We start from the raw sequence: 24,882 nt of genomic DNA on the forward strand, positions 1-24,882 counted from the left end.
TTGTGGGATGCCTTATCGCAGGCATCATTTACGCTGCCGTCGTTTTGCACGCCGTCTCGGAAAGGAGCCAGACCCCTCATGTCCACACACACAGCACCCATTGAAAGCGCGCTCACGCCGGAGCAAGCCCTGCTCACGGACCACATCGGGAATGAGGTCTATGCCTCCCACTATGCCGAGCGCAAAGCCTATCGTCTTGTCATCGGTTGCGGGACCGTTGTGCTACTCGGTTCGATGTGGCTTAACTTCTCTCTGGCACATCGTCCTATTGCGAATCGCTACATCCGCATCGATGAGATGGGCCGCGCCCAGGCAATCCAATACAGCGACCTCAACTACAGCCCTCGTGAGGGCGAAGTCCGGACATATCTCACAGACTGGGCGAACTACCGCTACACCATTGGCCGGGACACCATCGCGAAGAAGTATCCGCTCAACTACTACTTCTTATCGCAGACACTCGCCTCGCAATTGATGACTGCCGACAACGCGAATCATCTTGTTTCGCAAGTGGTGGCGGGGCAGATCGAGACCAGCGACGTGCAGGTAAAGAACGTGACCATTACGTCCATGTCAGACGAGACCGTTCAGGGCGCACGGATCGCCCGTGGAACGGCCCTTGTTGCGATCGACAGGTTCTACTCTGCGCAGAACTCCCGTGAGCCCCGGACAGAACATTGGATGCTGAGTATTACCTACTATCTGAATCCCAAACAGGTCAGCGACCAGGCACGCATCTTCCCGCAGTTCGAGACCATCAATCCGCTCGGATTGACTATCACTGAATTCCACGAAAACCGGCTCTCGGTCGATCCGATAGTGCCGGGAACCAATGCAGCGTTGCCGGCGTTACCGGCAACGCCAGCAACAGGAGCGACGCGATGAGCTACCGCCTAATCCTCCCGTTCTTCCCCGAGGAGTTGCGTGCGCTGTTGCTTGACACTTCCATCTCGGACCTCATGATCAATGGCACCACAGGCGTCTATGCGGATCGGAATGGCGTGATCGAGCATATCCCTCTTTCTACGCCATACACGAATGACCGGCTGCAGGCTGCAATTGAGAGGGTCGCTCGTATCCTCGGGCAGGATCTCACGACGCAGAATCCGATCCTGAATACACGCTTGCCCGATGGCTCGCGTGTGGCGGTGGTGGGCGCTCCGTCTTCGATCAATGGGCCGACGCTGACCATCCGCAAATTCAATCGCTGGTACACCTCCGATGAGTTGATCGCCGTTGGCAGCTTGCCCGAGCCCGTTCGCGACAAAGTCATCGGCTTCATCAACGAGCGAAAGAACGGCATTATCAGCGGCGGAACCAGCTCGGGGAAGACGACCTTGATGAAGGCTTTGCTTGACCACGTTCCCCAGCATGAACGTCTCGTGGTCATCGAGCAGCCCGCCGAATTGAAAGTCAACCACGCCAACGCCGTCCGCTGGGAGGCCGTTGAGGCGATTCCCGGCCAGGTTGCCATCACTCCGAGCCAGCTCTTAGCAGCCGCTCTGCGCCATCGTCCCGACCGGATCATCATGGGCGAGATACGCGATGAGTGCGGCTATGACTTACTGCAAGCGATGAACACAGGGCATGGCGGAACGCTCTCCACCATCCACGCAAAGTCCGCATGGGACGCCCTGAATAGGCTGTCGGATTTGGCCCTGAGCGCGCGGGCCAATCTCAACCACGCATTCATTCGCTCCGAGACAGCAGAGGCCATCGACTTTGTTCTGTACTGCGAGCGCGATGCCACGGGCCGCCGCCGGGTGCGCGAGCTGATTACCGTGAACGGATACACCCACGCGGACCAGAGCTTCCAGACGGAGGACATCTATCGTGCTTCCGCCGCCTGATCGACAGGCATACAGCTAGAGAACCGAACCCGAATCGAGGTCACTTCGATGTACCGTCATGCTGCCAATTCGGCTGCACAGCCCAACTCGTCTCTAAAAGCGCCCAGCGTGGCATATCGGCATAGCCGAGAGCGCAACGGAGGGTGCTCTGAGCCGCCCTTCTATGGAGCCTTTGTAGCGATGAGATGGGCTACGGCTTCGGCGAACTTCAAGCGCGGAGATCGAGAGTTTGACTTCGGTGCATCGGGGAGCCTTCCGCCTCGTATCCCGTCCTCTGCTCGGGGTCACGCTTCGGGGCCAAACCGGCGCCCTGCGGCTCGGCGTCGTTCTGCTTCGCTTTCAGCGCCCCTGCGGGGTCTCGGTTCCTCCCAAAAGAAGTTTGAGAACCGCGGCAAAGAACACCGCGCAAACTTCTTTCGGGCCCCGCCAAGAAAGCACTCCTTGGCACTTGGGAGCCGGGCCCACTCGCTTGGCTTCGCCTGTGTGACCCGAGCAGAATACGGGAAATTCAACGAAACGGAGATCACCACCATGTACTCAAACAAAGTCACCCTCATCGGATTCACCGGCGCTGATGCAGAAGTTCGCACCAACAACGACCGCAGCCTTACCACACTCTCGCTGGCAACCAAGTCCTCCTATAAGAAGGACGGCAAGTACATCGAGCACACCGAATGGCACCGTTGCGTCGTCTTCGGCAAGCTCGGAGAGTTCGCCGCCAAGCTGCAGAAAGGCGCTCACATCCAGGTCGAGGGCGAGTTGCGCAGCCGCAAGTACGACAGCACGAAGACCGGCGCGGAAGTGACGGTTTGGGAGATTCGGGTCAACTCGATTCTCAAGCTGGATCGTGCCGCCAAAGCGGCAGCGGAAGACGAGGACGAATCCACCGAGGAAGAGGCCGCATAGGCCCTTCCTCCTCGCCGAAGAGTCCGGCATCCAGCCGGGCTTCTTCGGCTGCTAAAGGCCCGTGGCATCGCGTAAGCAGTGCAGGTCGGATTGGAGGTATCGAGATGAATGGAACAGCCCAAGACTTTCTTACCCGTTGCTTCGCTCCGGGTGACACGATCGCTCTCTTGCTTCGCAACGAGAGCATCGCAAAGACACAGCAACGCATTGTTCCTTTGGAACGTGCGCTCGCACCCCGTTACCGTGGATGGCTCGCCCATGAAAACCACAGCGGCACGAACATCTACGTGGCTGCCAATCCGCTGCTTTCCGGCAGCCGGAAGCGCACCAAGGATTGCATCGCTTCCATTCGCCACCTGTACATCGATATCGACGTGAACGGAGAGGGCCGTCTCGCTGCGCTCCGGGCTTCCGAGCTTGTGCCGGAGCCGAATGTGATTGTCTCTACATCGGCAGGCAAATACCAGGTGTTGTGGCGCGTGGAGGATTTCGACTTCTACACGCAAGAGATGACGCTCAAGCTCCTCGCCATGGCCTTCCATGGCGACATCTCCTGCACGGATTGCAACCGGGTTCTTCGCATCCCCGGATTCAAGAATTGCAAGTACGATCCAGCGCAGCTCGTCACCGTCGAGTATCTCTCCGATGCGACCTATCAGCCGGATGACTTTCACCTCTATGTCCTTCGCGAAGCCTGCATGATTCCACCTATCCCGCAGCAGCCGATACGTCGGGATATGCAGACCAACTCCGAGCATGATTGGACTTGGATCTCGCGTGAGCTTGCCCACGGCAAAGATGCCGTGACGCTCACTCTGGAGCTGGCTTCGCGGCGCTCCGACAAGCCCAATCCCACCTACTACGCCCAACGCACGGTGGATATGGCTTCGGCCCGTCTCTGGCTGACGGAGGGCACATCCATCGCGGACGTAATCGCGATGCTTGAGAGCCGCAGACAGTCTGAGCTTCCCGCTGCACTTTGCTCCGCTCGTGCGAGGGAGATTGCGGCCACGGCACAGCGCATGATTGCACGCAATAAGATCGCCTGAATTTATCACCCAAAGGAGAACAGCAATGCCACTACTCGAAGTCATCCAAACCCGCCAGGTCAGCGCCTCTATCCGGCTCACTGACTCAACCGCTACGCAGGTCGATCAGTACGCCGCCTTCATCCGCGCATCCGCAGATGACGTGGTGGAACAGGCGCTTGCTTATGTCTTCTCGAAAGATCGCGACTTCCAGGACTTCCTGAAGACGCCGCAAGCGAAGCAGGCTTCGTCGACGCTTCGCATTCGCAGAGCGCCTGCTACCGATGCAGCGGAGCCGCCAGCAAGGAAGGCGGTATCCGCAGCGTCATCGCCAGCACAGGCACCGGCATTCGTGGCGGGATCGAAGGCATGATCCCACTGCTAAAGCAGTGGCAGAGCCACTACGGTGCTGCGCACCGGAAGAAGATTGACACTCCATCCCTTCCAGGGTGTCGCGAAATGAGCAATAGGGAGCCTATAGGCGACCTCTCTGCAAACAAGCAAGTTACATAAATCTGGTTGCTTATAGGAGACCGCAAGGCTCCTATAAGCAACTTCGGAGTAGACGGCATGGAAGAGGAAACCCAAGGTTCCCATCTCAATTTAGAGACGCGGATTCGCCGGTCCAAAGGCAGGACCGGTCGGACGATCAGTGCCACAGCCAAGGTCACGCGCGACGAGCAGAACGAGATGGAAGCGGCGGCCATGCAAAGAGGTCAGAGCCTCAGCGAGTGGTGCCGTGAGGTGCTTCTAGCAGCGGCCAGAGGCGAGACCATCACGCCGATCTTTACTGAGATCGTGGCTATCCGTCAGCTCCTCAACTCAACTTTGCGGAATGTGGCTTGCGGCGAGGTGATGACACCGCAGGCGTTCCAGACCGAGTTGCAAGGCATTCGTTCCAGCAAGCACAAGGCCGCAGTTGAAGTCATGCAACAGTACGCCAGAACGGAGGTAGCACAATGAATAGCAATCAGCAGTGGGGTCGCAAAGAGACCATTGTTTGGCCGCCGCACGCTCCCGTCTATACCTTCAGCGCGTTGGCGTTGGGTGTTTTCGCAACGCTGTTTTTCGTGTGGCAGTTTCTCCGCTTCACGGAGACGCCGTTGCGCCGGACATATACCCCGACCTATATACAGTCGCTCATCGGTGCGACGTTCAAGCAGCATGGCAAGTATCGACTGCTGTATGTCGGGGGCGGCAAAGCCGCTCCCCGACTGGCCCTGCCAGCCGACTTCGTTCCCGGCGAAACCAAGCTGCCCACCGGTGCTGTCTTTCCTGCTGAATTGTCGGAGGCAACACGGAATCAGGGGTACACGGTTTTCTATCGAGGGCCGGAGAAGGACTACAAGCGGGGCGAGTTCTTTACGGATACGCCGCAGAAGATCTTCGCCCATCTCCTGAAGTACAAGCCTTCACCCGAAGAATTGGTTGCGTGGATGTCGGACGAGGATGAGATCGATCGGCGTTTGAAAGGCACCGAGCTTGCGAACTTCGCTCCCAAGGATGCGCCCCAGCAGCGGAGTGGTGTACTTGGCTCGCTCGGCCTTGTGGCCGACAGCTTGCGTCTCCTGCCTACCCGCGAAGAAGCCCAGGGCCGGGAGTGGTGCGCGACGGAATGGGCCGAAAAGCGTGAGGGCTGGATCTTCCTCACATCCACGGAAGCCGAGCAGGAGGCGCTTCGTCCGTTGCATTCGCTCTGGATTGATCTGCTTGTGTTGCGTCTTCTGACCAAGCCGAAGCCGGAACAGAAAAAGGTATGGCTGGTGATCGACGAGCTGGCCAGCCTCCAGCGTCTTCCGCAGTTCCATACGGCGCTGACCAAGGGCCGTAAGAGCGATAACCCTATCGTCTTTGGCTACCAGGGCAAGGCACAGCTTGAAACCATCTACGGTCATCTTGCCGAGGTGATGCTTTCGCAACCGACTACCAAATTCATCCTCCGCACCGCCGAGCCGAACGCGGCGAAGTGGGCAGCGGAAATGATCGGCGAGGTCGAGATCGAGCGCGTCCGAGAGACGGTTGCGGATGGCAAGCGCCAGGGCAAGAGCTTCACCCTTGACCGGCAGATCGAGCCGCTGGTGATGAAGTCTGAGGTGGAAGGTCTGCCCGACCTCCATACCTTCGTGAAGATCAACAACTACGTCTCACGCTTTTCATTCCCGCCCATGAGCCTCCCCAAGGTGGCAGAGGCCCTAATCCCGCGCGTGATTCCTCCCCACAAGATGTGGTTCAACCCTCTCGCGCCGGTACCCGTGGCCGGTCCACCTGCCGCGCATTCGACCGCGGAGTCCGGCAGCGACCCCGGGAATGCCGCATCAAGCAAAGGCGCTCCGATCAAAGAAGCCGAGGCAATGGTTCCAAAGCTGGAGCTTCCCAAGGCCGTGGTTCCTTCGGCGCAGGCCCAGACTTCCTCCATCTCGCACAACTTGTAGGCTGCCATGCTGACCATTTCGAAAGCCATCAGCTCCGCCCAGGCGCAGACGTATCACAAGCTCGAATACACCAGCGATGCGCAGAGCTATTACAAGCAGGACGACACGGTAAAAGGAGAGTCGCAGGGCAAACTTGCCGCTTCCCTTGGCCTCTCCGGTGAGGTCGCACCGTTGGAGTTCTCCCGTCTGACGGAAGGCATACACCCGCAGACGGAGGCGCAGATGGTGCGGCACCGGGAAGGACAGGAATACACAAACGCGGATGGTTCGGTGACCAAACCCGTCGAGCACAGGGCCGGGTGGGACGCGACCTTCTCCGCTCCCAAATCTGTTTCGCTGACTGCCCTCGTTGGCGGTGACGAGCGCGTGACAAAGGCACACCGAGCTGCCGTGACGACCGCCCTTGATGAGTTGGAGAAGTACACGCATGCGCGGATCGGCGGCAACAATCCCGCCGAGGTGACCGGGAAGTTCGTCGCTGCAAAGTTCGAACATGACACGGCGAGGCCTGTGAACGGCTACGCCGCGCCGCAGCTCCATACCCACGCCATCATCTTTAATGTCACGGAACGCGAAGATGGTTCCACCCGTGCCATCCAGGAACGGACATTCTTCGAGTCGCAAAACTATGCGACCGCCGTGTACCAATCGGTGCTGACGCATCAGCTACGCAAGCTGGGCTATGAGATCGAGCCGGGACAGAGCGGCGCACCCGAAATTCTGGGCTTCACACAGGCATACCTTGACGCCTCCAGCCCTCGTTCTCGGCAGATCAAAGAACAGATGGAACGGACGGGTTTCCAGGGACCAGAGGCGGCGCAGATCGCCGCCCACGCGACCCGTGACCGGAAGCAAACCCTCACGGCGTCCGAAGTGTTGGCGGCGCACAAGGAGATGGCCAAAGACTTCGGTGACCAGCCGGAACGGGTGATCGCCGCCGCGCGCGAACGTGCCCTGAGACAGGCACAGGAACCCAGTGTGCAGCCGGATTTTCGTGGGGCGGTAGCCTTCGCGAAGGAGAAGGTTTTCGAACGAGAGGCCGTGGCCGATGAACGTGTCATCATGCGGGAAGCACTACGCAGGGGCATGGGCGAGGTCAGCTTTTCGGAGGTGCAGACGGAGTTCCAGCGGCGGCGGGAGGAAGGCGAATTCCGTTCCGTCCAAGGTCAAAAATACAGCTCTGGCCGCAGCTTCACAACACCTGAGACGATTGCCGACGAGCGAGCAAACGTGCAGCATGTCCTTAACGGACAGGGCGCATCGGCTCCAATGCTGTCCACAGCCGCCGCAGAGCGGCAGGCCACGTCCCGCGAGTTTCTGAACGAGGCGCAGCAAACGGCCATCCGCGAGGTGCTGACCAGCACCGACCGCGTACACGGATTCCAGGGATTAGCCGGAACCGGGAAGACGAGCACGCTGGCCGCCATCCGTGAGGGTGCGGAGCAGGGCGGCTATAAGGTCGAAGGCTTCGCCCCGACCTCGAAAGCCGCAGGCCAGCTTCGCGAAGCAGGGATCGAGGCCAACACGCTTCAGAGTTTCCTTGCCCGGCAGAAGGACCCCGATTCCAGCAGACATCTCTATATGCTGGACGAATCCAGTCTCGCCAGCACCAAACAGATGCGGGCCTTTCTCGAAAAGATACACCCGCAGGATCGTGTTCTGGTCATTGGCGACACGCGCCAGCATCAGGGCGTCGATGCTGGCCGCCCCTTCCAGCAGATGCAGGAGGCGGGGATGCAGACCTCCAAGCTCGACACGATCATGCGGCAGAAAGACCCGGAGTTGCTACGTGCTGTGCAGCACCTTGCCACCAACGAAACAGAGATGGGGATCGCTCTGCTCGCCCAGCAGGGCCGTGTCACCGAGTTTGCCAGTGCGCCGGAGCGCATCGCCGCTATCGCACGGGATTACGCCGCCAGGCCGGAGAACACTCTCATCGTTTCGCCGGACAATCGCAGCCGCCAGCAGATCAATGAAGCCGTGCGCGGCGAGTTGCTGAAGGCTGGCACGCTGGCCGAGGACGGTCGGCAGTTCCTCACGCTATCCCATCGTTCCGATATGACCGGCCCCGACCGCACCTGGGCGGCGATGTACCGCCCCGGCGATGTCGTTCAGTACGAACGCGGCAGCAAAGCCGAGGGGATCGAGCGCGGCAGCTTCGGCGTGGTGCGATCGAGCGATGCGGCTACGAATCGTTTGACCGTGGAGTTCTCCCATGGCTCCAGTGTCGAGTACGACCCCAAGCGGGTCTATGGCGTGAACGTCTATCGCGAGACCAGCCGGGAATTCGCCACCGGCGACCGGCTCCAGTTCTCGGCTATTTATAAGGATCTGGGGATTTCGAACCGCGACATGGGAACTATTACTAGAATGGAGCCGGACCGACTCACCGTACTCATGGATGGGAAGGAACAGCGTTCTGTCAGCTTCAATCCCACTGAGTTTCGGCAGTTTGACCACGGCTACGCTGTCACATCCCACAGCTCTCAGGGACTAACCGCAGATCGCGTGATCGCCAATATCGATACCGAGTCCAGCCGCAGCCTCATCAACAACCGGCTCGCCTATGTCGCCATCTCTCGCGCCTCCGAAGACGCGAGGATTTATACGAACGACGCTGCAACGTTGGGCCAGCGGCTCGCTACCGATGTGACCAAGACTACGGCTCTGGACTTTACAGCCAAGCCCGAGCCGCCCGCAGCGCAGGAGGTTTCGAAGTCGCAGACCCTTGCGGTGCATGAGTACAGCAATCCGGATTCACGGCTCGCAGCCGTCGCTAGCGAGTACGCCAGCCGCCCGCAACATTCCGTCATCGTCGCGCCCGATCGCCGAGAGCGCGCCGAGCTGACACAGCTAATTCGGGCCGACCTCTACGCGCAAGGCAAACTCGGCCGCGACGCCCAGGCTGTAACAGTTCTCATCGAGAAAGAGACTGGGAGCAAGATGCGTGTTGAAAGCTACCAGCTCGGTGACAAAATCCAGTACAAGACCGGCAGCCCCGGCCTCGACGGTATCCCTCATGACAGCCAGGGCACGGTTGTTTCCACGACCTCGCGCGGCAATCTCCTCTCTGTTCGCTTCGACGCGACCCGCGAAGAAGTTACCTACGATCCCGCGCAGCTCCGAACTCAAACGCGCGAGAGCAGAGTCTTCCAGGAAGAGACTCGCGCAATCTCCCAGGGTGAGCGCGTACGCTTCGGCACCTACGATAAGGAGATGGGCGTGCGCTCCGGTGACCTCGGGACTGTCACCCGCATCGGCGAGGACCACGCCATGACCGTGAAGATGGATTCCGGCAAGATCGCCGAAGTTCCTCCTGAGAAGGCACAGCACATCGACTACGGTTACGTCGTCGATTCTTTGAAGAACGTTCGCGCAGAACGTGTGATCGCAACTGGCGATGGACTCACCCAACAGGCGTTCCAGGCAGCGTCCGCCAAAGCGGATCTCGCTCTATACACCAGCCCGCCGCAGCAAGAATTCGCTTCTTCCAAGGAAATCGCAGTAACAGAATTCGCCCAGCCCACCAAGCAGCAGAATGATTTCGGAATCGGCTTCTAGTCTAAGGATTTCTTTCCAAAGAGGGGCCCTTCCACCGGATGCACGCTTAGGGAAATTCTGCGGGTCCTGGTTGCATTCGAAAAGTAACAGGACTTCCTGATCCCAACCTCCTCAATGAGCGCATTGGCGATGTATCACTCATCGAGGAGGTTGGGCGAGCTGAACGATAGAAACAGGGGGCTTGGACGTGTGACGGTAGCCCCGTCACAAACCACCGCGAATGCTGAACAGAAGAGCTGCATATAAGAGTTCGCCCCCGGCCGGGTGATACCAAGTGCTCTCAGCCAGCCAGTTGTCTTCGCTCGAAGGATCAAGCGCATGAGCAAATGGCTGCAGGCGTGAGAGAAGCCGATTTCTAAAGGTATAGAGCTCTGTGATGCTTCGGAACCAGTTTTGTTCAACGTTCTTGATTTCCGATTCAATCATCGACAGCTGAGCTTGCGCCTCACTTCCGACGATACATTCTTTCAAATACCCGATGATGGCGTAGTCCATCTCGGAAAATGTTGGCTCAAGAAGCTCTCTTCCCGCCCCATCAAAGTGCCAGGAACTCCAGCGCTGAAACGCCTTCTCCCACAGGAACCATCGGCTCGGTTCGTTCGCTTCGTTGCGAAACCTAGCTAAGCAGACGGAGACCGCCTGCCGGTTTGGCAAATTGCACGGAGCGGACAGCCGTACGCTCTCTACATAGGCGATCAACGCGCTTTCGGTTGCTACGGCCAGTGCGGATCCTATTAACGCCTGCAACGACGGATAAGCGGAAGGATATTCGTAGAAGAGAGCAAGGAAGGTCGACCATGTCCCTTCATTCGTCAGGATGCTGTTCAACAAGTCTGAGAGAGAGCGTTGCTGCTCACCCGACAGTACTTGCCGTAGACGTCGGTCCTCGAAAGCTGTTTCGAGGGCCATCAGCTGAATCAAGCCGTTATCGGTCTGGCTCGCGAAGCGGAACCCCTGTTCTACCGTCAACGCACCGACGATTTGTTGAACGAGAGATGCATCCTGGATTTCTGATGTGCCTGCCACAAGCGCCGAAGGACTGTGTCTATACAAGTAGCGAACCGCCTGGATAATCAGCAGGTTGGGGAACATCAGGTTCGTCATACGCCTTCGACTGATCAAGAGCGTTTTCCAATCCTTGATCTCTCCCGCCGCTCTGAGTTGAGCTACTGACTCATCATCTGCTCTACCATCGCCGCCCAAGGATTGAACCTTGATCGTGCCCTTTGTGGAGGAAAGCATAGCCTTGAGTCTCTCAGTCAGTTCCGCGTTGAAGAGCAAGTTGTCGTCCAGTGAAAACCACGCCACGCTATCCCATGGGCACGACTGGATGACTACGACGGACGCCACGAAGCGCTCAAGCTCTGGGTCTCGAAGAGCAGACCATTCCCGTAGTTGTTCGATCAACCAACGCAGGACTCCGATCCCTCGCGCCTGATCTTCATCCGACAGCGGTATTTTATTGGGAAGTGGCTGTCGAAAGAACGGGAACTCTTTGTGGAGCGAAGCGAACAGACGGTTGCTACGATCCATATTCGACAGCGCCTGACGCGGTTCACCCTCGTTTGTGAGGGTCTGCAGAAGACCCGCAGGGGTAATTACGTCGCCAGGTTCCAAAGCTTTAGATATGGCTTCCTGCCATTCCACCAATTTCACGGAACCCTCCAGACCAGGTGTTCCGGTTCGGTGAGTTTGTTCCAGAGTTCGAGGAAGGCATCCATGATGGCCTGTCCGTTATCCACCAGCTGCAGAATGTGGTGCTCTTTGCCCACACCGTTGATCGAAGTCCCGAGTGACCAAACGAGCGTTTCACGATGTAACGTGCGCGGAAAGATAAGGAAGCGGTCATGGAACGAGGAACCGTATTGGCCGTATTTCCTCCTGAATTCGAGTCGAAGGCCCTCCAGATTGCTTTCTGCCTCCTGGAAGACACGGCGCTGCAGGGCAACCAAGTCATCTTCGGGAGTGCTGAACAACCTGCCTTCAGGAGATTCTTTGCCTGATGTCAATGCGCGGAGGTCGGCATTGCGCCGATGGCAGAAGAAGAGGGTGTCCAGAATATCTTTCGCGGTTAAGAACGGATCCCACAACCAGGCGCCAGCCTCGCAATGTTGGTTGATTAGCCTCCGGATGTCAGAAAGTGCTCGCTCTCTCTCAAGCCGGAGATCGGTCAGTTCCTTGGCATATTGAACAAACTCTCGTCGTTCCAGAAGACCCGAAATCTCTTCGGCGTATAGGCGGCTCTGAGTAAACCCTCCGTTTGGGTCCACGTAGGGCGTTCCCACCAACAGGCTCTGATGTGTGATCACGCCAACCTCATGCTTCGTTTCCGCGCCAAAGGTGTTCCGAAGGACGAACGTGCGAGTGTGGTTCGTCAGAGCGTGCATATTGATCGGAACAGAATCGAAGAAATCAAACTCTCCTGTAGCAGAAAGAAGTGTCCCTCCGTTGGGTTCCCATATCGAGGCACGATAGGGTCCGTCCCGGGAGGCAAGTGGGATGGGTGTCTCCTCGCCGGTAACCTTCACCGCGACGAAGGCCGAGACGAACCCGTCTGAGTTGCGTTCGCAGGTCACCATGAGCTCACGCGGGGTCGCTTTTGGATGCCAGCCCATCTTGAGCGTAAGCGCATGGCCGATTGTCGCCTCGCTGAACTTCGCTGCCATAACGTTCACCGCTAACTGCAGCATGACATTGCCCAGGCGGTCCGAGAGCGCCCCGATCTCGATAGGTACGAATCGTCCGATTCGATCCGACAGATCCTGAAGCCTTGTAGGGTCTTCAAAAAACGGGCGCAACTGCTCCTTTTTCGGATCGACCCATTCGAACACATGTGACCCGCTCCAGAAATTATTCTTAAGAACCCGGTTGAGAGGGACCGCATTACGACCGTCATGGGGAACGAACTTCGGTGAGAGAGCCGTCATTTTGCCGAGTCTGAGGTCTTTGCCGGAGCCGCGCCAAACCTGGCGAGAAGTGATATCAGAGACGAGCTGTTCCAGTTCGCAAATGGGGAGACGGTAGCGTACGACTCCGAACTTCCACTCTTTGAGCTTTGCCAGCTCGATTCGGCCTGGGTTCAGGAACTGGGGCGAGACAGTCGCTTCAACGTCGCCCTCGCCCGCAACGATGATGGTAAAAATATTGACCGGCTTGGTAGGGTCGTCGACAAAGCCAACAATTTCCGTCACTTCAATGTGGTCGTAAAAGCCGATCGCACCAGGTGTCAGCAGCCTCGATAGTTCTTGCATATGCCCCAACCGGCGAATCTCCGTGTCCTGCGGCGCGGGTTGCATACGGTCCTTTCATGATTGCGTCTTTCAGCCAAATCCCATCCTGGTCGATGGTGTTTATACGTCTCGGAAGTGGTCATAGGCTCGTTCTCTACCGAATCAGATCAGATCGACGTTGTAATCGCGCAGCAGTTCATTCAGCAGCCCCCTGTTCGCATAGGCGGTCAGCGATCCCATCGAACTTACGTTGAACGTCGAGTGTGGTCGCGTGAAGATCGCATAGGCGATACGCGTCGGATCATGTCGTGAGCGGTACCGTAGCCCGTCAGGCTTCGCAGGATGCAGCCTAAGAGCGGCAGACCAACGTTGTGCGACTTTGTAGGATCCCGTGAAAAGACGCCCATCAGCGCCCACATGAGTCAGTCCGCCGGAGCTAGCCAGATCGATGAACCGGAGTTCTTCGGTCAGCTCAAGCTTCGCGATCGAACGTGCATCGAGGTATGCGCCTGACACTGCGGGAACGCCCGTCGTTGAACCGCATGACTCAATGAAACAACAGTGGGGATCTTCCCCAGCGTAGAGAACTCCAAACGTCGCGCCTGTGGCGCAGTCCGGATCGTCGAACCGGTTGAGCCCGGAGGTTCCGAAGTGGATAGGATCGTTGACGGTCTGGTGGTGACGGTAGAGGACCTCCCCGACCTTGATCGTGAATATAAGCGGCGTCTGCGTAGGGAGCTCTGGATGGGGAAGGGGATGCTCTCCCGGCAGATCGATCATAGAGAACCCTGCTCCCCGTAACCGCTGGCTGCGTCTCCGACCTCTTCGACCAACCCCTCCTGTAGCCCCTCAATCGGCGTGGTTCCCCCGAGTCGTTCATTGGGCGAGGTGAAGAAGGCCATCCGCATCCACGGATCGAGATTCGCCAGATGCCCAAGCGCCCGCTCGAGGCCTCGAATCGTGTTACCGTCCTCAAATTGGAAGCTCGGGTAGCTGTAGCCACGCCTGCCTTGGGTGAGTGCGAGGAGTTGGTTTGCTGACCGCCGCTTGTCGACGGCTTGCCTGGAGATGCTGAGGACCTCCGCGACTTGGCCCGAAGAGAGAGCGCCGCCGGCAATCTCCAGCATCTGTCTCTTCCGCTTCAGCCCCCTGATCTTGGCGGCGAGAAGTGGATCGTCCGCGATGAGTTGGGCCGTCCCCGGAGCCGAACTCAGGGCTTCGAGTGCCACCAGAAAGTCAGTAGGTGCTCCCGTCGCCTCCTCAATGGTGGAGCTTGGCAGGTCCTCCTCCAGATGGAGGAAGGCTCTCAGGATTCGGGATTGAAACGCGGGATGCTTAGTCTCCGCTATGTCCTGCAGAACCCAGCTCAGAACACGGTGCTCCGACTCAGGCTCCTGCTCGATATTCAGGCACACTCGTTCGCCTTCAATCGCTGTGGTGACCAAGAACTTATCGAGATTGAGCTTAAGGCGGCTGTGCTTCATCTCAAACAGAACCCACTCCCGAGCCGTGCTAAGTTTGACGTCTTGAGTGCTATGCGACACAAGGCAAAGGAGATCGGCCGGACCGTCGCCCCGAGAGAAGGTGAAAGGCAAGACGCCTTCGGAGGACTTTCCCAGCCAACGTTGAATACTCTGTTGAACCTCATCAAGGGTCCTAGGATGTTCAGAAACGATGAGCATGACGGCCTCCAGTTGACTAAGTAATGTTAGTCTTATTGGTTACACTTCGTCAACTATGCGAAGATGCACCTGCACTTATTGGAGCATTTGCCGATAAATCAATGTTCACGACTATTGCTCTCTGATATGTAGTTCGAATTCGTGAAGGCTATAAGGGAGAAGTAAAGATGAAAACTGTCGGGAACAATATCTGGGAAGAGTTGGGCCGCCGCGAGGCGATGATCCGGAACGAGTATGCCAAGAAACGGATCGCCCTGAAGCCGGGACAAGGCTTGGCCCTAGCACTCGAGGAGTCAAACGCCCTCGCTGCAAATCTGAAGTCGACAAAGTCTGCGTCGGACGCCGCAGTCCAGGAAGCCGTTCAGGCGCTTCATGTGATTTATTCAATCGCGGACAGCATCGAGCTTTGTCTCAATTCGGGGTTGGACATCACCCGTCAGCTCTCCCAGATGGCTACCGGCACAACGGATTTTGGTACACCTACCCGAAAGAACAGTCGCATCTACTTCAAAGACTTTGAGTACGAGTTGTTTATCGCCTCGTGTCTCATCCGGCGAGGTCTGAAGCCTGAGTTTCTCGAAGACCGGAGTGATCCAATAGGAGAGATGAGCGTCGAGGGCATCTTGATCGAGTGCAAGCATCCGAACTCGACCGGGCAGATTGAAGACAACATCTCCAAATTCGCCCGGAATCTGCGAGCGGCCGGCAAGTTCGGCATCTTCGCGATCGCCGTAGAGGATGCACATCACTTGGGCGACCACGGGACTTTCGCGACGGTGCTGGACCATCACGTTTGGCTAGAGGCAAAAAGAGACGAGATGGAATCTGTCGGATTGGGGATAGTCACGTTCGCCTCGAAGTTCGAGAACATACTTGGACTGATCCACACTCAGAGCATTGTGCAGATAGTTGGCGGTAACACTGGCATGTCGCGTCTTGGTAATTCGCTGCTCTTTGAGCGGCCGGCGCAGGATCTGACGACGGCGAGGATGATTGCCGAGGTATTTAATCCGCATCCCGTCATTTATTCGCAGGAGGACGCGGGCTTGATCGGCCATGGACCCCCGGCCACCCAGGTGTGAAAGGGCTGAGGGTGGCAGCGTGTCCGCTACCACGGTTCACCGCAGTAATTGCGACGGCTGGGAAGCCCTCGCTCTATTTTGATCCCTTGCCGCTATGGTTGAGGTTTCTCCGCAAGCGCTCAATCAGCGATGGGAGTGACATTCGAAGATCAGACACAATCATCTCAAGAGCCGCGCTGCCGATGTTTGGGCTCAGCCCTGAGGCCACCATATCAGCCCAGCTGCTGATCCGGTTGTATGTGGTCTTCAGGTCGGACAGAAGATCCGAGGGCAATGAAAGTTTGTTGCGATTTTCCAACCATTCTCTGCTTGATGGGCGGCGATAGGTATCTCCAGTCCTGGGTCGAGACGCGCAGTCGAAGTTGTCCTCAAGCTCCGAAATCAGATCCGCCAGCATGAGCGAACTCGGTGACTGCGGCTCTACGGTCGGTTGAGTTACGGTGGAGCGTGAACCGATCTGGCCCCGGACATCGGCAACGATCTTGGGCAGATGCCTCGTCAGGTGATTCCGAAGTGCGGTGGCGTCCTCGAAGTCGAAATACAGAGTGTCTTTTTGTCGATCCACTTTGTAACGGGCGAGTGCTGCGAGCTGGTCTCGGTCTGCGCTACGCGGCACATCGGCAGTCGAAAAGTAGAGCGCAACATACTTGCCGGCCGCTCGAAACTCTTCGATCTCTTCGATCGTTCCCGACTGGGCCTTGTCGGTGGGTGTACCTAGTTTGTAGCCGAAAATTCCTATAAGGATGTCGCCGGAATCTACGATCTGCCGATTGATAAGGGATTGTGGATGATCACCTGATGCAGGATAGGCATGGCTCTCCCACCGAACTGGGTGCAACATCACTCCCGTGCTCGCCAAATGAGAGGCGTTCCAGTCTAGGATGACTCTTTCAACCACGTCCCTCTCTTCCACAACATCTGATGGCGACGCGATGAGAATGTTTAATAATTCAGCGGAACGTCTCGTAAGCTTGCCCTCCATATCGATTCGCGTGGAACCGTCTCTGGTCTTAGCTTCGTTTGAAAATGCTTCATGCTCGCGAACCATGATATTTAACTCGCGTCGCGCGTTGGCTGCAGCCGCCGTCATCCGTAGGTCGGCCTCTTGCGCCAGAACATTGACGACGGCTCCTGCTCGTTGCTGGTGGAATGCTGTACGCAGATTCCGGACCTGAGATTGCGCAAGCCCTTCAACCTTGGGCAGAATGAATCCGATGTCTTTCTGATCGAGGTGCCCTTTGGAGCGCTTCACTAGATCGACCCAAATCTCAAAAAAGCGTTGAACTAACCGCTCCGCACCCTCCATTTGTGCCCGACCGATCGCAGCTTCTTGCTGGCCACTCCGGCCCCCTGAGGCACCGGAGCGGGCTGCATATTCGTTTTGCATCTCTCGAACGCGGTCACGAGTCTGGACCGAGATAGACTCCATCTCTTTGCCGAACTTCAGCGTCGCAATCTTATCGAGGTCTTCGTACATTGCAAGTGCAGGCTGACTTGATCTCCGTCATCTCATTGTAAGTTGTAACTGTGTTGTCTTGGTCATTTCCAGCCGTCCAACGGCAGTTTGAGCTTGCCCGGGTGGACGTATTCCAATCAACCGACGCGGAAGCTATGAAGCTATATTCGGCGCGGTGAGCCAATACCTCTGAGGATAAATCGATCCCGGCGATAAATCCTTTCGGTCACTTTCCCGGGGCACAGAGTCGCTCTGGACTCAACCTTTACGGTCGTGATTGAGATAATCAATATATGACCAGCCCAGCATCCAGCGGACCTGCGGGTTCACTTTTCGAGGGACAGGTAGGAGGAAGTTACCTCCTGTCGCTGCTGCTAGACGTTGATGCTCGGGGTGTACCGGGCTGCAGGATTCATCAGATCCAGTTTCAACGTGCGGACGAGAGCAATCCGCTCGACGATGTCATCGTCAAAGCTCACGATAAAGCGGGCCGCGCGGCGACACTCGAAGTACAGGTTAAACGGAGCATTACTTTTGCTCCCAAAGATCCGGTGTTTCGCAAAGTCACGGGGCAGATCAAGGAGGCCACAGATGAGCCAGGGTTCTGGAGCAGTAATCATCAGCTTGCAATCGCAATAGCGCGCACGACAGAAAGGATTGAAAAATCCTATCAGGACGTTCTGACTTGGGCCCGCAACTTCGAATCATCAGCTGCGTTCCATGCACGTCTGGCTCGTCCTGGCGCGGGCAACGACCCCATGAGCACGTTCGTCGAAACCTTCCGCAACAACCTCCGGGAGTGCGGCGGGGATAGCGATGACGAGTTCATCTGGCAGCTGCTCCGGAGACTCCAGATTCTGGTCTTCGACTTCACAGCCATTGGATCTGCCTCGGTCGAGCTGATGCAGGAACGCGCGGTCCGAGCGCTCCATCCTTCCCATGCGGATCAAGCAGGCAATCTCTGGACGACTCTGACCAAACTCTCGCTCGAGACCGCGGCCAGTGGCGGCGAGATCTCTCGAGAGGCACTGGTCGAGGAGTTGCAGAAGAACTACTCTCTCGCCGCTCGACGCGTGAATTTCCAGGCATTGGACAAATTGGCCGAAGACTCTGAATTGGCCCTCAGCGACATCGAGGATCGCGTCTCAGGTGTCAGGTTGCAGCGTGAGAAACGGGTAGAAGCAGTACGCAATGCTCTCGAGTCAAAGCGCTATGTTGAGATCCGCGGCGACTCCGGTGTGGGTAAATCTGGGATACTGCGGCACTTAGCGGAGGAACTCGGGGCCGAGGCCCCCGTTCTTATCTTCAGTCCTATTCGGACCACTCCTGGCGGCTGGGGGAAGTTTCGGGACTCGATCGGCTACGACGGAACCTGCCGGGAACTACTGACAGATCTGTCGCTGAGTGGTTCTGCGGTGCTTTTCATCGACAATCTGGACTTCTTCAGCCCGGAGGCAAAGTCCACCGTCAACGATTTCGTGCGCATCGCCACATCCATTGCCGGGATCAGCGTCATCGCCACAGCCCGCACGGAATTTGGGCTTGTCGAGCCAAATTGGCTATCAAAAGAAAGCCTCGCCGCCCTTGGACAAGCACCAACCGTGTTTATCCCCGACCTCGACGAAGCCGAAGTGGATGAACTGCGTGCAGGAGCGAATCGACTTTCGCAACTGCTCTCCGATTCCCACCCTGCGAAACCAATCGTGCGCAATCTGTTCAGGTTGTCACGGCTTGTGAATCGCGACGAAGCTCAACCGTGGCCCGCAACCGAAGCCGAGATGGCAAGACAGTGGTGGAGCGATGGGGATGGGCGAGCGGACAGCTTGCTGCGGGACCGGCGCCGCGTGCTTTACCGCATGGCCGAGCACTATCTCGTGTCGATCGAACCTTATCACTCACGAAGCGAGCTCGCTGCCGCACTCGATAGTCTCATCAAGAGTGGGACTCTCCGCGAGTTGCGGCTTGACAGCGTAACGTTTCGACACGATGTCTTGCGGGAATGGGCGGTAGGCAGCCTGCTATCGGAGTCACCGGAGCTGATCCCGAAGCTGCCCCTTGAAAAGAGAGCTCCGTTGGATCTCGACCGTGGTGTGGAACTCGCCGCTCGGCTGGCGATCGAGAACGCCTCGGATGCGGCAGCCTGGCTAGCGATCCTCGGCCCGGTGAGTCAACGTCCAACTCACCAAACTTGGCGCCGAGCTGTGCTTCTTTCCCTCGTGCGATCGGAGATCTCGATCCGCCTGATACGGACTTCAGCCGCTGTTCTTCTCGCTGAAGATGCCTTCCTGCTCCGTGACCTAATCCGTTACGTCCTGGCCGTGGAGTTCGAGTCGTTCGGCAGGCGCGCCAAGGCGCGCGGTCTCGAGGTACCCGCAGGCGCCTCGCAGCTCCGGGTACCTCGCAACTCATCTCCGATGTATCTCATCATGGGCCTGCTGGTGATCCATCAGTACATACCGGCCATCGCCATCCCGGAAGTCGCTAAACTCTATAGCTCGTACTTGATGGGAACATGGGGTGGCGACGGTCTTGCACCACTGATCCTGCCCAAGATCTACGAGTGGCTACTGGCGATCGATCAAGAAAACGAAGCGAATCCATATGGCTTCGTCAATCGCATCTTCGACGGCAAACTGCAGGAGCATCAGCTCAAAGTTCTCGAGGGTGAGCTGCGCACATCCCTCGTTTTCTTTTGTGACAGGACCCCGCAGCTCGCAGCCGACTATCTCACGTCGTTTCATGGTCGAGTTCGCTCTCGTGACACCAGGCGTTCCATCTTGGAATTCCGCGGTAAGCTGGCGGAGGTTGCTCCCAAAGAACTTGTCGACTTTACGATCGAGACCCTCATCCCACCGACTCCACGCCGGAGAGACCGAAGCGGTCTATTTCCAGAGAGACCATTCGAGAACGCGGATATCGGGTTTCAGCCAGCGTCACCAGCCCAGGGCCCCTTCTTGGAGCTGTTGGTTGCGTCTCCTGAACAAGGCCTGAGACTCGTCCGTCATCTCGTCGAATACGAAGTCCGCTTCTACCGGGCCAACACACAAGATGCGCACGCGATTCCGATCCTCTTTAGCGAGCAAAACAATACCTTCCCCTGGCAGGATTTCTACTACTGGTCACGAGACTACGGAAACGCATCTGCAACGATTGTCTCAGCATTGATGGCGCTCGAGGCCTGGGCGCACAAACGCATCGATGAAGGGGAGACGGTGGAAGACGTCCTGGCGGATATTCTTGCGACACCCTCCATGTCATGCGCTGTGTTGCTGGTGGCGATCGACGTAGTGCTTTCGCACTGGCCAGAGTCTGCCGAGGCCGCGATACCACTGTTCGCGAGTCCGGAACTATTGTGCCTGGAGATGACGCGGGACCGCCATGACAATACCGTGGTTCCGGATTTTCTGGGCCTTAAGGAGATCCAGAAAGAACCGATCGGCCGTGCCACTCTTGAGAGCCTCAAGCAGAGAACTTCGCGTCGGACAAATCTATACAAAGTGCTCTCGCAATATACCTTCGGCCCGAAGGAAGCCAATCTAAGATTGCGGTCGTTACTGCAGCGAGCCGCCGAGCGCCTTGGGCCACCAGAAGTAAAGTCGGATCTTGGGGATCCTCGCCAGATGGTCCGGCATGCGCTGAACACCCTTAGCTCCGAAAACTGGGCCAATGCGTCGTTGCCCCAGCCCAACGGCGAAGACCGTCCCGTCATCGTCTACCAGGAGCCTCCCGCTGAGGCTGCCCAGATGGAGCCCATTCGCAGCAAGGCGAGACCTAGGCTTGCCGAAAGCTCCCTCTGCATAGAGATTCAAGCCAAGCTGGCGAGCACTACTCCCTGCACACCCGAGTTCATCGAGCAGGCTATAGCCTGGGCCGATCGGCACGTTTCTGTACTGGACCGGATCGACGAATTCGACACGAGCGGGGAACGCTCCTCCACCACGGAGTCCGTCGTGGTCACAGCGTGGCTCATCGCGCGGGACGGCACGAACGATCTCATCAGGGAACGCGGGGACTGGATGCGCACCGTCTTTATAAAAGCGTTTGCGGGCAACGACGAGCCGAGCTTCATGATGCGGAGTGGTTTGTCGATGAACCCTCGGGCCATCGCATTCGTCGGCCAGACCCTACTCCTATATAAAGACAAGCGCGATGGCGATTTCAGGCTTCTTCTTCACTTCGTCGTTCGCAGCGGATACGCTGCCGCGCACGGCTTTGGAGTCACCATCCATGCGCTCACAACGATCCATGAGCACTTTGTGCCCGCCATCCTCCGCTGCGCCTTCCTGTCTGCTGTAATGCTCGACTACGGATGGCGTTTGACGGACGAACAGAAACAAGTGCGCGCGAGAGAGCATCAAGCAGTTCTGGATGCGGGAGTGAACGAAATCGCTAATTGGCTGGAAGGATCGTCGTCCGAGCCCGCGTGGCCGGTCTTTCCGCTTGGGCGTAATGATGAATCCGACGATCAGGAGGAAGAGGCACCGCGTCCGGCAGTCCATGTGAATTGGCAGTCCGCAGCTCTTTGGTTGAAGCAGGCAAAGCCGCAGTTTGATCCATCAAAGTTTGGTTGGCCGACTGAGATTGTGGCGACCTATCGCAACTGGACCCGCGATGAGAATGGCGCAGGCACTGACGACAAAGATAACAGCGACAAGTCGCCCCAAGAGTGGAACGAAGTGTACTTCGACCTTGAATCACGTTGCCTCAGCGAACAGAGTCCCATGCAGTTGGACACCACGCTTGAAAGTCTTCTCTCTCGTCTGCCGGACAACACACTTTGCTCCTGCGTCTCCGAACTCCTGGTGAGCGTAGACCGTGCCTACTTCGAGCGAAACGCTTTGACAGCAGCTCAAGCCGCACATATCCGCGCCAATCTGATTCAACGCGTGCAGACCACAAAGCTTTACGGTTGGAACAAGGATCGCGACGAGCTCAGCGTCACCATGTACCTTGCGCCCGCACTGGCGACAATCGCGTTCAACGATCGCGGCTTCAGACAGTCGAAGTGCTATCTGCCGACCTCCTTCATCGAGAAGGCAGACGTCTTTCTACCGATTCTTGAGACCTTCTTGCGAGACTGCACCTCGCCCTACCTCGGACTCATGTACCTCAACTTCATGGAGGTCGCTCCTCGACCCGAGCACGCATCGTTCATCGCGACCTGTTCCGGTATCTGGTTAGACCGTTTCCCTGACAGCGATCGTTTTTGGATTGAGTGGCAGTTTGGTGTAAGAATTTGCACGCTCTTGATCTCGATCTTCCAGCAAGCACCCGAGGCGTTCAACGATACGGTCATACCCGAGGTCGAACATATCCTGAGCAAGCTCGTGAGTCTCGGAGTTCCACAGGCCTACGAACTGGAGCAGATGATCTACTATGGTCAGATCTGAGCATCGGGATTTGGAGGAACGCCGCTTGTGCCTACTGAACTCCGCTACAATCCCCGCCGATATGCTGCGAAGATGGGCCTGCACTGTAAGAAATCTCAAGCCCCGGACGTACTGAAACGATGTACTCGACGTGCTCAGTGCGGCTCAGTCCAGCCTTGATGCTCCAGGCCTGAACCTCGCCTGCTGGGGTACTCTCTCGATGCTGGTCGATGACATTGATGTAGAACGCACCTAGGCCGAATCGTACTGGTAGGTGGGCAGAGTTAGATCCGTACCTGCTGTGAGCGGCAACGACGCAAGCGTCAGACCCCAAAGATTACCGTCCCAGACAGGTCCACTCAGTTCAACCTCGATCGGCTTCTTCGTCGCTCCGACCGTCTTCCAACCGGAGATGTGCCGATCGCTATACTTCAGATGAACATGTGGAGAACCATCGCGATCCGTGTCCAGTTGAATGGGGCGTAGATCGTGTGCGCGTAGAAGAAAGCGATCCCGCATGTCGAACTTGCGGCGATCGTATGTGGTATCGCGAAGTCGGCTTCTCGGCAGTAATTCGCCTAGTCGTTCTCAACTGGTGACAACAGGCCAATGCAGTGCGCCGGGATAAACCGGCATGAAGCAGGGAATGAAAGAGTCCTACGAGAAAGGAGTAGCGAACCGCTCGGCCCCGAGTTTTGCGTTGCACACCGCGAGGTATGTGGCGAAGCGTAAACAGGGGTACAGGTGGGCTGGGTATTGAGCTCCGAAAACTGGCAATCAGGACGCTGACGCTTTTGCATTGGCGGAAGGCAACACGGGCGGGAGCGATATTGCGAGTTCCTGTCCGGTCCTGCGTAGTCGTAGACCCCAGACACGCCTGGAAGCTTCATGCACGAGAACCGGGAGACCTCGGAGACGCCTGCTGCCAACCAGCAGCAGGCCGGCGGGTGAAGGCTTAGGCCGCAATACCCGCATGAACGTCGCCGAGGAGTCGGACAGCGGCATAGTACCTATGAGTCATTCGAACAAAATCGAGCAGTCGATGGCGGAGAGTGAGGAGGGAAGGCCGCTGATCAAGGAGAACATCCATCAGTCCAGCACGCGCCCGACACAGAGCGGGGTTTGCGTGTCACAGGGGCTGGCGGGTGTGCGGAAAGCAGCAAGGGAACACAAGGAGATGAAGTTCACCTCTCTGCTTCACCATGTCACGGTCGATCTGCTAAGGAGCAGCTTCGGTTCTCTGAAACGCAGGGCTGCACCCGGCGTAGATGGGGTGACGTGGCAGGAGTATGAATCCGGGCTGGAAGGTCGGCTTGCCGATCTGCACAGCCGGGTGCATCGCGGTTCGTATCGGGCGCTTCCATCGAGAAGGGTCTACATCGAGAAAGGCGACGGACGGAAGCGTCCGCTCGGGATCGCCGCACTGGAAGACAAGATCGTCCAGCACGCAGTGGTCACCATCCTCAACAACATCTATGAGGAGGACTTCCTCGGCTTCTCGTATGGTTTTCGTCCTGGGCGCAGCCAGCATAAGGCGCTGGATGCGTTGTCATACGCGCTCGTGAAAAGGAAGGTGAACTACGTTCTTGATGCCGACATCCAAGGCTTCTTCGATAACCTCGACAAAGCGTGGATGATCAAGTTCGTCGAGCATCGCGTCGCCGACCGCCGCATCCTGCGTCTGATCCAGAAATGGCTCAAGGCCGGGGTGATGGAGGACGGGAAATGGTCGGACACGGAGACAGGTACTCCGCAGGGATCGGTGATCACGCCCCTTACACAAAAGGTAATTTCGAGTTTGACCATGTGGTGGAGGGGTGGCGAACTAGCTACCTAGTACTAGATCTCCGTCTTAAAAGGTAATACGTTTAAGACGTATGGCGCGATCGACCAAAGCGAACAAGGCTCGGCAGCTGAATGCCGCGTACGCCCTGTTGCAGCGCAATATCCCGCTGCCCGATGCGATGCAACGGCTGTCCCGCGGGTTCGACCTCTCAGAGCGACAAGCTTACCGGTATCTGAAGGAAGCAGCGCAGCTGCACCGGCCCGTCGAAGTTGGCGAAGTTACGGTCTCGATTACGCTCAAGCTTCCGGTAGGGACGGCACTCTTCTGCGGGCTTATGCGGGAAGAAGTGGTCTGACGATCGGAGCGATCGTGACGCTTGCGTTAGCAGCGTTTCTAAGTACGCGGAGAAGGCATGGCTAAGGCCCGCGCCAGACGCGGGCCACCTCAAGTTCTCCTTAACTATTCGTTTGATCGTTTGCACGATTCGAAGCTCGCCCAGG

18 protein-coding genes are annotated in these 24,882 nt (G+C 57.5%); 12 read left to right on the top strand and 6 right to left on the bottom strand.

What is annotated here, in order from left to right; all coding sequences use genetic code 11:
• Positions 1-78: 78 nt before the first annotated feature.
• The 8 genes from OHL20_RS04340 to mobF all read left to right on the top strand — a co-directional run bounded on the left by OHL20_RS04340 (position 79) and on the right by mobF (position 9,777).
• Positions 79-885, top strand: a complete 807-nt coding sequence (locus OHL20_RS04340; protein WP_263381986.1) for a VirB8/TrbF family protein — start codon at positions 79-81, stop codon at positions 883-885.
• The gene (locus tag OHL20_RS04345; RefSeq protein WP_263381987.1) at positions 882-1,850 is read left to right on the top strand and encodes a CpaF family protein; all 969 of its coding nucleotides are present in this window, start codon (positions 882-884) and stop codon (positions 1,848-1,850) included. The genes OHL20_RS04340 and OHL20_RS04345 overlap by 4 nt, the downstream gene beginning before the upstream one ends.
• Before the next feature lie 531 nt (positions 1,851-2,381).
• On the top strand, positions 2,382-2,756 hold the full coding sequence (locus OHL20_RS04350) for a single-stranded DNA-binding protein (protein WP_263381988.1): 375 nt from the start codon (positions 2,382-2,384) through the stop codon (positions 2,754-2,756).
• 104 nt (positions 2,757-2,860) lie between these two features.
• Positions 2,861-3,805, top strand: a complete 945-nt coding sequence (locus OHL20_RS04355; RefSeq protein ID WP_263381989.1) for a RepB family DNA primase — start codon at positions 2,861-2,863, stop codon at positions 3,803-3,805.
• Positions 3,806-3,830: 25 nt separating this feature from the next.
• Positions 3,831-4,157 carry a hypothetical protein gene (locus tag OHL20_RS04360; RefSeq protein WP_263381990.1) on the top strand — a complete coding sequence of 109 codons (327 nt, stop codon included), beginning with the start codon at positions 3,831-3,833 and terminating at the stop codon, positions 4,155-4,157.
• Positions 4,158-4,354: 197 nt separating this feature from the next.
• Positions 4,355-4,747, top strand: a complete 393-nt coding sequence (locus OHL20_RS04365; RefSeq protein WP_263381991.1) for a hypothetical protein — start codon at positions 4,355-4,357, stop codon at positions 4,745-4,747.
• Positions 4,744-6,216, top strand: a complete 1,473-nt coding sequence (locus OHL20_RS04370; protein WP_263381992.1) for a type IV secretion system DNA-binding domain-containing protein — start codon at positions 4,744-4,746, stop codon at positions 6,214-6,216. Before OHL20_RS04365 ends, OHL20_RS04370 begins: the two co-directional genes overlap by 4 nt.
• Positions 6,217-6,222: 6 nt before the next feature.
• A complete protein-coding gene (gene mobF / locus OHL20_RS04375; protein ID WP_263381993.1) occupies positions 6,223-9,777 on the top strand; it encodes a MobF family relaxase in 3,555 nt (1,184 codons plus the stop codon).
• Positions 9,778-9,981: 204 nt separating this feature from the next.
• Here mobF and OHL20_RS04380 read toward each other — a convergent pair whose 3' ends face one another.
• From OHL20_RS04380 to OHL20_RS04395, 4 genes are all read right to left on the bottom strand, one after another.
• A complete protein-coding gene (locus OHL20_RS04380; protein ID WP_263381994.1) occupies positions 9,982-11,433 on the bottom strand; it encodes a hypothetical protein in 1,452 nt (483 codons plus the stop codon).
• Positions 11,430-13,073, bottom strand: coding sequence for a VPA1262 family N-terminal domain-containing protein (locus OHL20_RS04385; RefSeq protein WP_263381995.1), 1,644 nt, complete (start codon positions 13,071-13,073; stop codon positions 11,430-11,432). Before OHL20_RS04385 ends, OHL20_RS04380 begins: the two co-directional genes overlap by 4 nt.
• 96 nt (positions 13,074-13,169) lie before the next feature.
• Positions 13,170-13,787 (bottom strand): RES family NAD+ phosphorylase, encoded by a 618-nt coding sequence (locus tag OHL20_RS04390; protein ID WP_058188600.1) that lies wholly within the window; start codon positions 13,785-13,787, stop codon positions 13,170-13,172.
• Positions 13,784-14,689, bottom strand: a complete 906-nt coding sequence (locus tag OHL20_RS04395) for a hypothetical protein (RefSeq protein ID WP_263381996.1) — start codon at positions 14,687-14,689, stop codon at positions 13,784-13,786. Before OHL20_RS04395 ends, OHL20_RS04390 begins: the two co-directional genes overlap by 4 nt.
• A 167-nt stretch (positions 14,690-14,856) precedes the next feature.
• On the opposite strand from OHL20_RS04395, the gene OHL20_RS04400 reads away from it, so the two are divergent.
• A complete protein-coding gene (locus OHL20_RS04400) occupies positions 14,857-15,771 on the top strand; it encodes a hypothetical protein (protein ID WP_263381997.1) in 915 nt (304 codons plus the stop codon).
• A 73-nt stretch (positions 15,772-15,844) separates the two neighbouring features.
• On the opposite strand, the gene OHL20_RS04405 is transcribed toward OHL20_RS04400, so the two are convergent.
• Positions 15,845-17,248, bottom strand: a complete 1,404-nt coding sequence (locus OHL20_RS04405) for a DUF4062 domain-containing protein (RefSeq protein WP_263381998.1) — start codon at positions 17,246-17,248, stop codon at positions 15,845-15,847.
• Between the two features lie 272 nt (positions 17,249-17,520).
• On the opposite strand from OHL20_RS04405, the gene OHL20_RS04410 reads away from it, so the two are divergent.
• Positions 17,521-22,617, top strand: a complete 5,097-nt coding sequence (locus OHL20_RS04410; RefSeq protein WP_263381999.1) for an NACHT domain-containing protein — start codon at positions 17,521-17,523, stop codon at positions 22,615-22,617.
• A 231-nt stretch (positions 22,618-22,848) separates the two neighbouring features.
• On the opposite strand, the gene OHL20_RS04415 is transcribed toward OHL20_RS04410, so the two are convergent.
• Positions 22,849-23,115 (bottom strand): DUF3108 domain-containing protein, encoded by a 267-nt coding sequence (locus tag OHL20_RS04415; protein WP_263382000.1) that lies wholly within the window; start codon positions 23,113-23,115, stop codon positions 22,849-22,851.
• Positions 23,116-23,608: 493 nt separating this feature from the next.
• On the opposite strand from OHL20_RS04415, the gene OHL20_RS04420 reads away from it, so the two are divergent.
• On the top strand, positions 23,609-24,433 hold the full coding sequence (locus OHL20_RS04420) for a reverse transcriptase domain-containing protein (RefSeq protein WP_263382001.1): 825 nt from the start codon (positions 23,609-23,611) through the stop codon (positions 24,431-24,433).
• A gap of 40 nt (positions 24,434-24,473) precedes the next feature.
• A complete protein-coding gene (locus OHL20_RS04425) occupies positions 24,474-24,737 on the top strand; it encodes a hypothetical protein (RefSeq protein WP_263382002.1) in 264 nt (87 codons plus the stop codon).
• Positions 24,738-24,882: the final 145 nt, after the last annotated feature.

Origin of the sequence: Granulicella arctica (genome assembly GCF_025685605.1) — a bacterium.
Lineage (GTDB): Bacteria > Acidobacteriota > Terriglobia > Terriglobales > Acidobacteriaceae > Edaphobacter > Edaphobacter arcticus.

Excerpts from the sequence above, each read along its gene's own strand:
- OHL20_RS04355 (WP_263381989.1), top strand. The coding sequence starts at position 2,861 with ATGAATGGAACAGCCCAAGACTTTCTTACCCGTTGCTTCGCTCCGGGT.
- OHL20_RS04345 (WP_263381987.1), top strand. The coding sequence starts at position 882 with ATGAGCTACCGCCTAATCCTCCCGTTCTTCCCCGAGGAGTTGCGTGCG.
- OHL20_RS04340 (WP_263381986.1), top strand. The coding sequence starts at position 79 with ATGTCCACACACACAGCACCCATTGAAAGCGCGCTCACGCCGGAGCAA.
- OHL20_RS04360 (WP_263381990.1), top strand. The coding sequence starts at position 3,831 with ATGCCACTACTCGAAGTCATCCAAACCCGCCAGGTCAGCGCCTCTATC.
- OHL20_RS04350 (WP_263381988.1), top strand. The coding sequence starts at position 2,382 with ATGTACTCAAACAAAGTCACCCTCATCGGATTCACCGGCGCTGATGCA.
- mobF (WP_263381993.1), top strand. The coding sequence starts at position 6,223 with ATGCTGACCATTTCGAAAGCCATCAGCTCCGCCCAGGCGCAGACGTAT.
- OHL20_RS04400 (WP_263381997.1), top strand. The coding sequence starts at position 14,857 with ATGAAAACTGTCGGGAACAATATCTGGGAAGAGTTGGGCCGCCGCGAG.
- OHL20_RS04410 (WP_263381999.1), top strand. The coding sequence starts at position 17,521 with ATGACCAGCCCAGCATCCAGCGGACCTGCGGGTTCACTTTTCGAGGGA.
- OHL20_RS04365 (WP_263381991.1), top strand. The coding sequence starts at position 4,355 with ATGGAAGAGGAAACCCAAGGTTCCCATCTCAATTTAGAGACGCGGATT.
- OHL20_RS04395 (WP_263381996.1), bottom strand. The coding sequence starts at position 14,689 with ATGCTCATCGTTTCTGAACATCCTAGGACCCTTGATGAGGTTCAACAG.
- OHL20_RS04405 (WP_263381998.1), bottom strand. The coding sequence starts at position 17,248 with ATGTACGAAGACCTCGATAAGATTGCGACGCTGAAGTTCGGCAAAGAG.
- OHL20_RS04415 (WP_263382000.1), bottom strand. The coding sequence starts at position 23,115 with ATGCGGGATCGCTTTCTTCTACGCGCACACGATCTACGCCCCATTCAA.
- OHL20_RS04385 (WP_263381995.1), bottom strand. The coding sequence starts at position 13,073 with ATGCAACCCGCGCCGCAGGACACGGAGATTCGCCGGTTGGGGCATATG.
- OHL20_RS04420 (WP_263382001.1), top strand. The coding sequence starts at position 23,609 with ATGAGTCATTCGAACAAAATCGAGCAGTCGATGGCGGAGAGTGAGGAG.
- OHL20_RS04425 (WP_263382002.1), top strand. The coding sequence starts at position 24,474 with ATGGCGCGATCGACCAAAGCGAACAAGGCTCGGCAGCTGAATGCCGCG.
- OHL20_RS04370 (WP_263381992.1), top strand. The coding sequence starts at position 4,744 with ATGAATAGCAATCAGCAGTGGGGTCGCAAAGAGACCATTGTTTGGCCG.
- OHL20_RS04390 (WP_058188600.1), bottom strand. The coding sequence starts at position 13,787 with ATGATCGATCTGCCGGGAGAGCATCCCCTTCCCCATCCAGAGCTCCCT.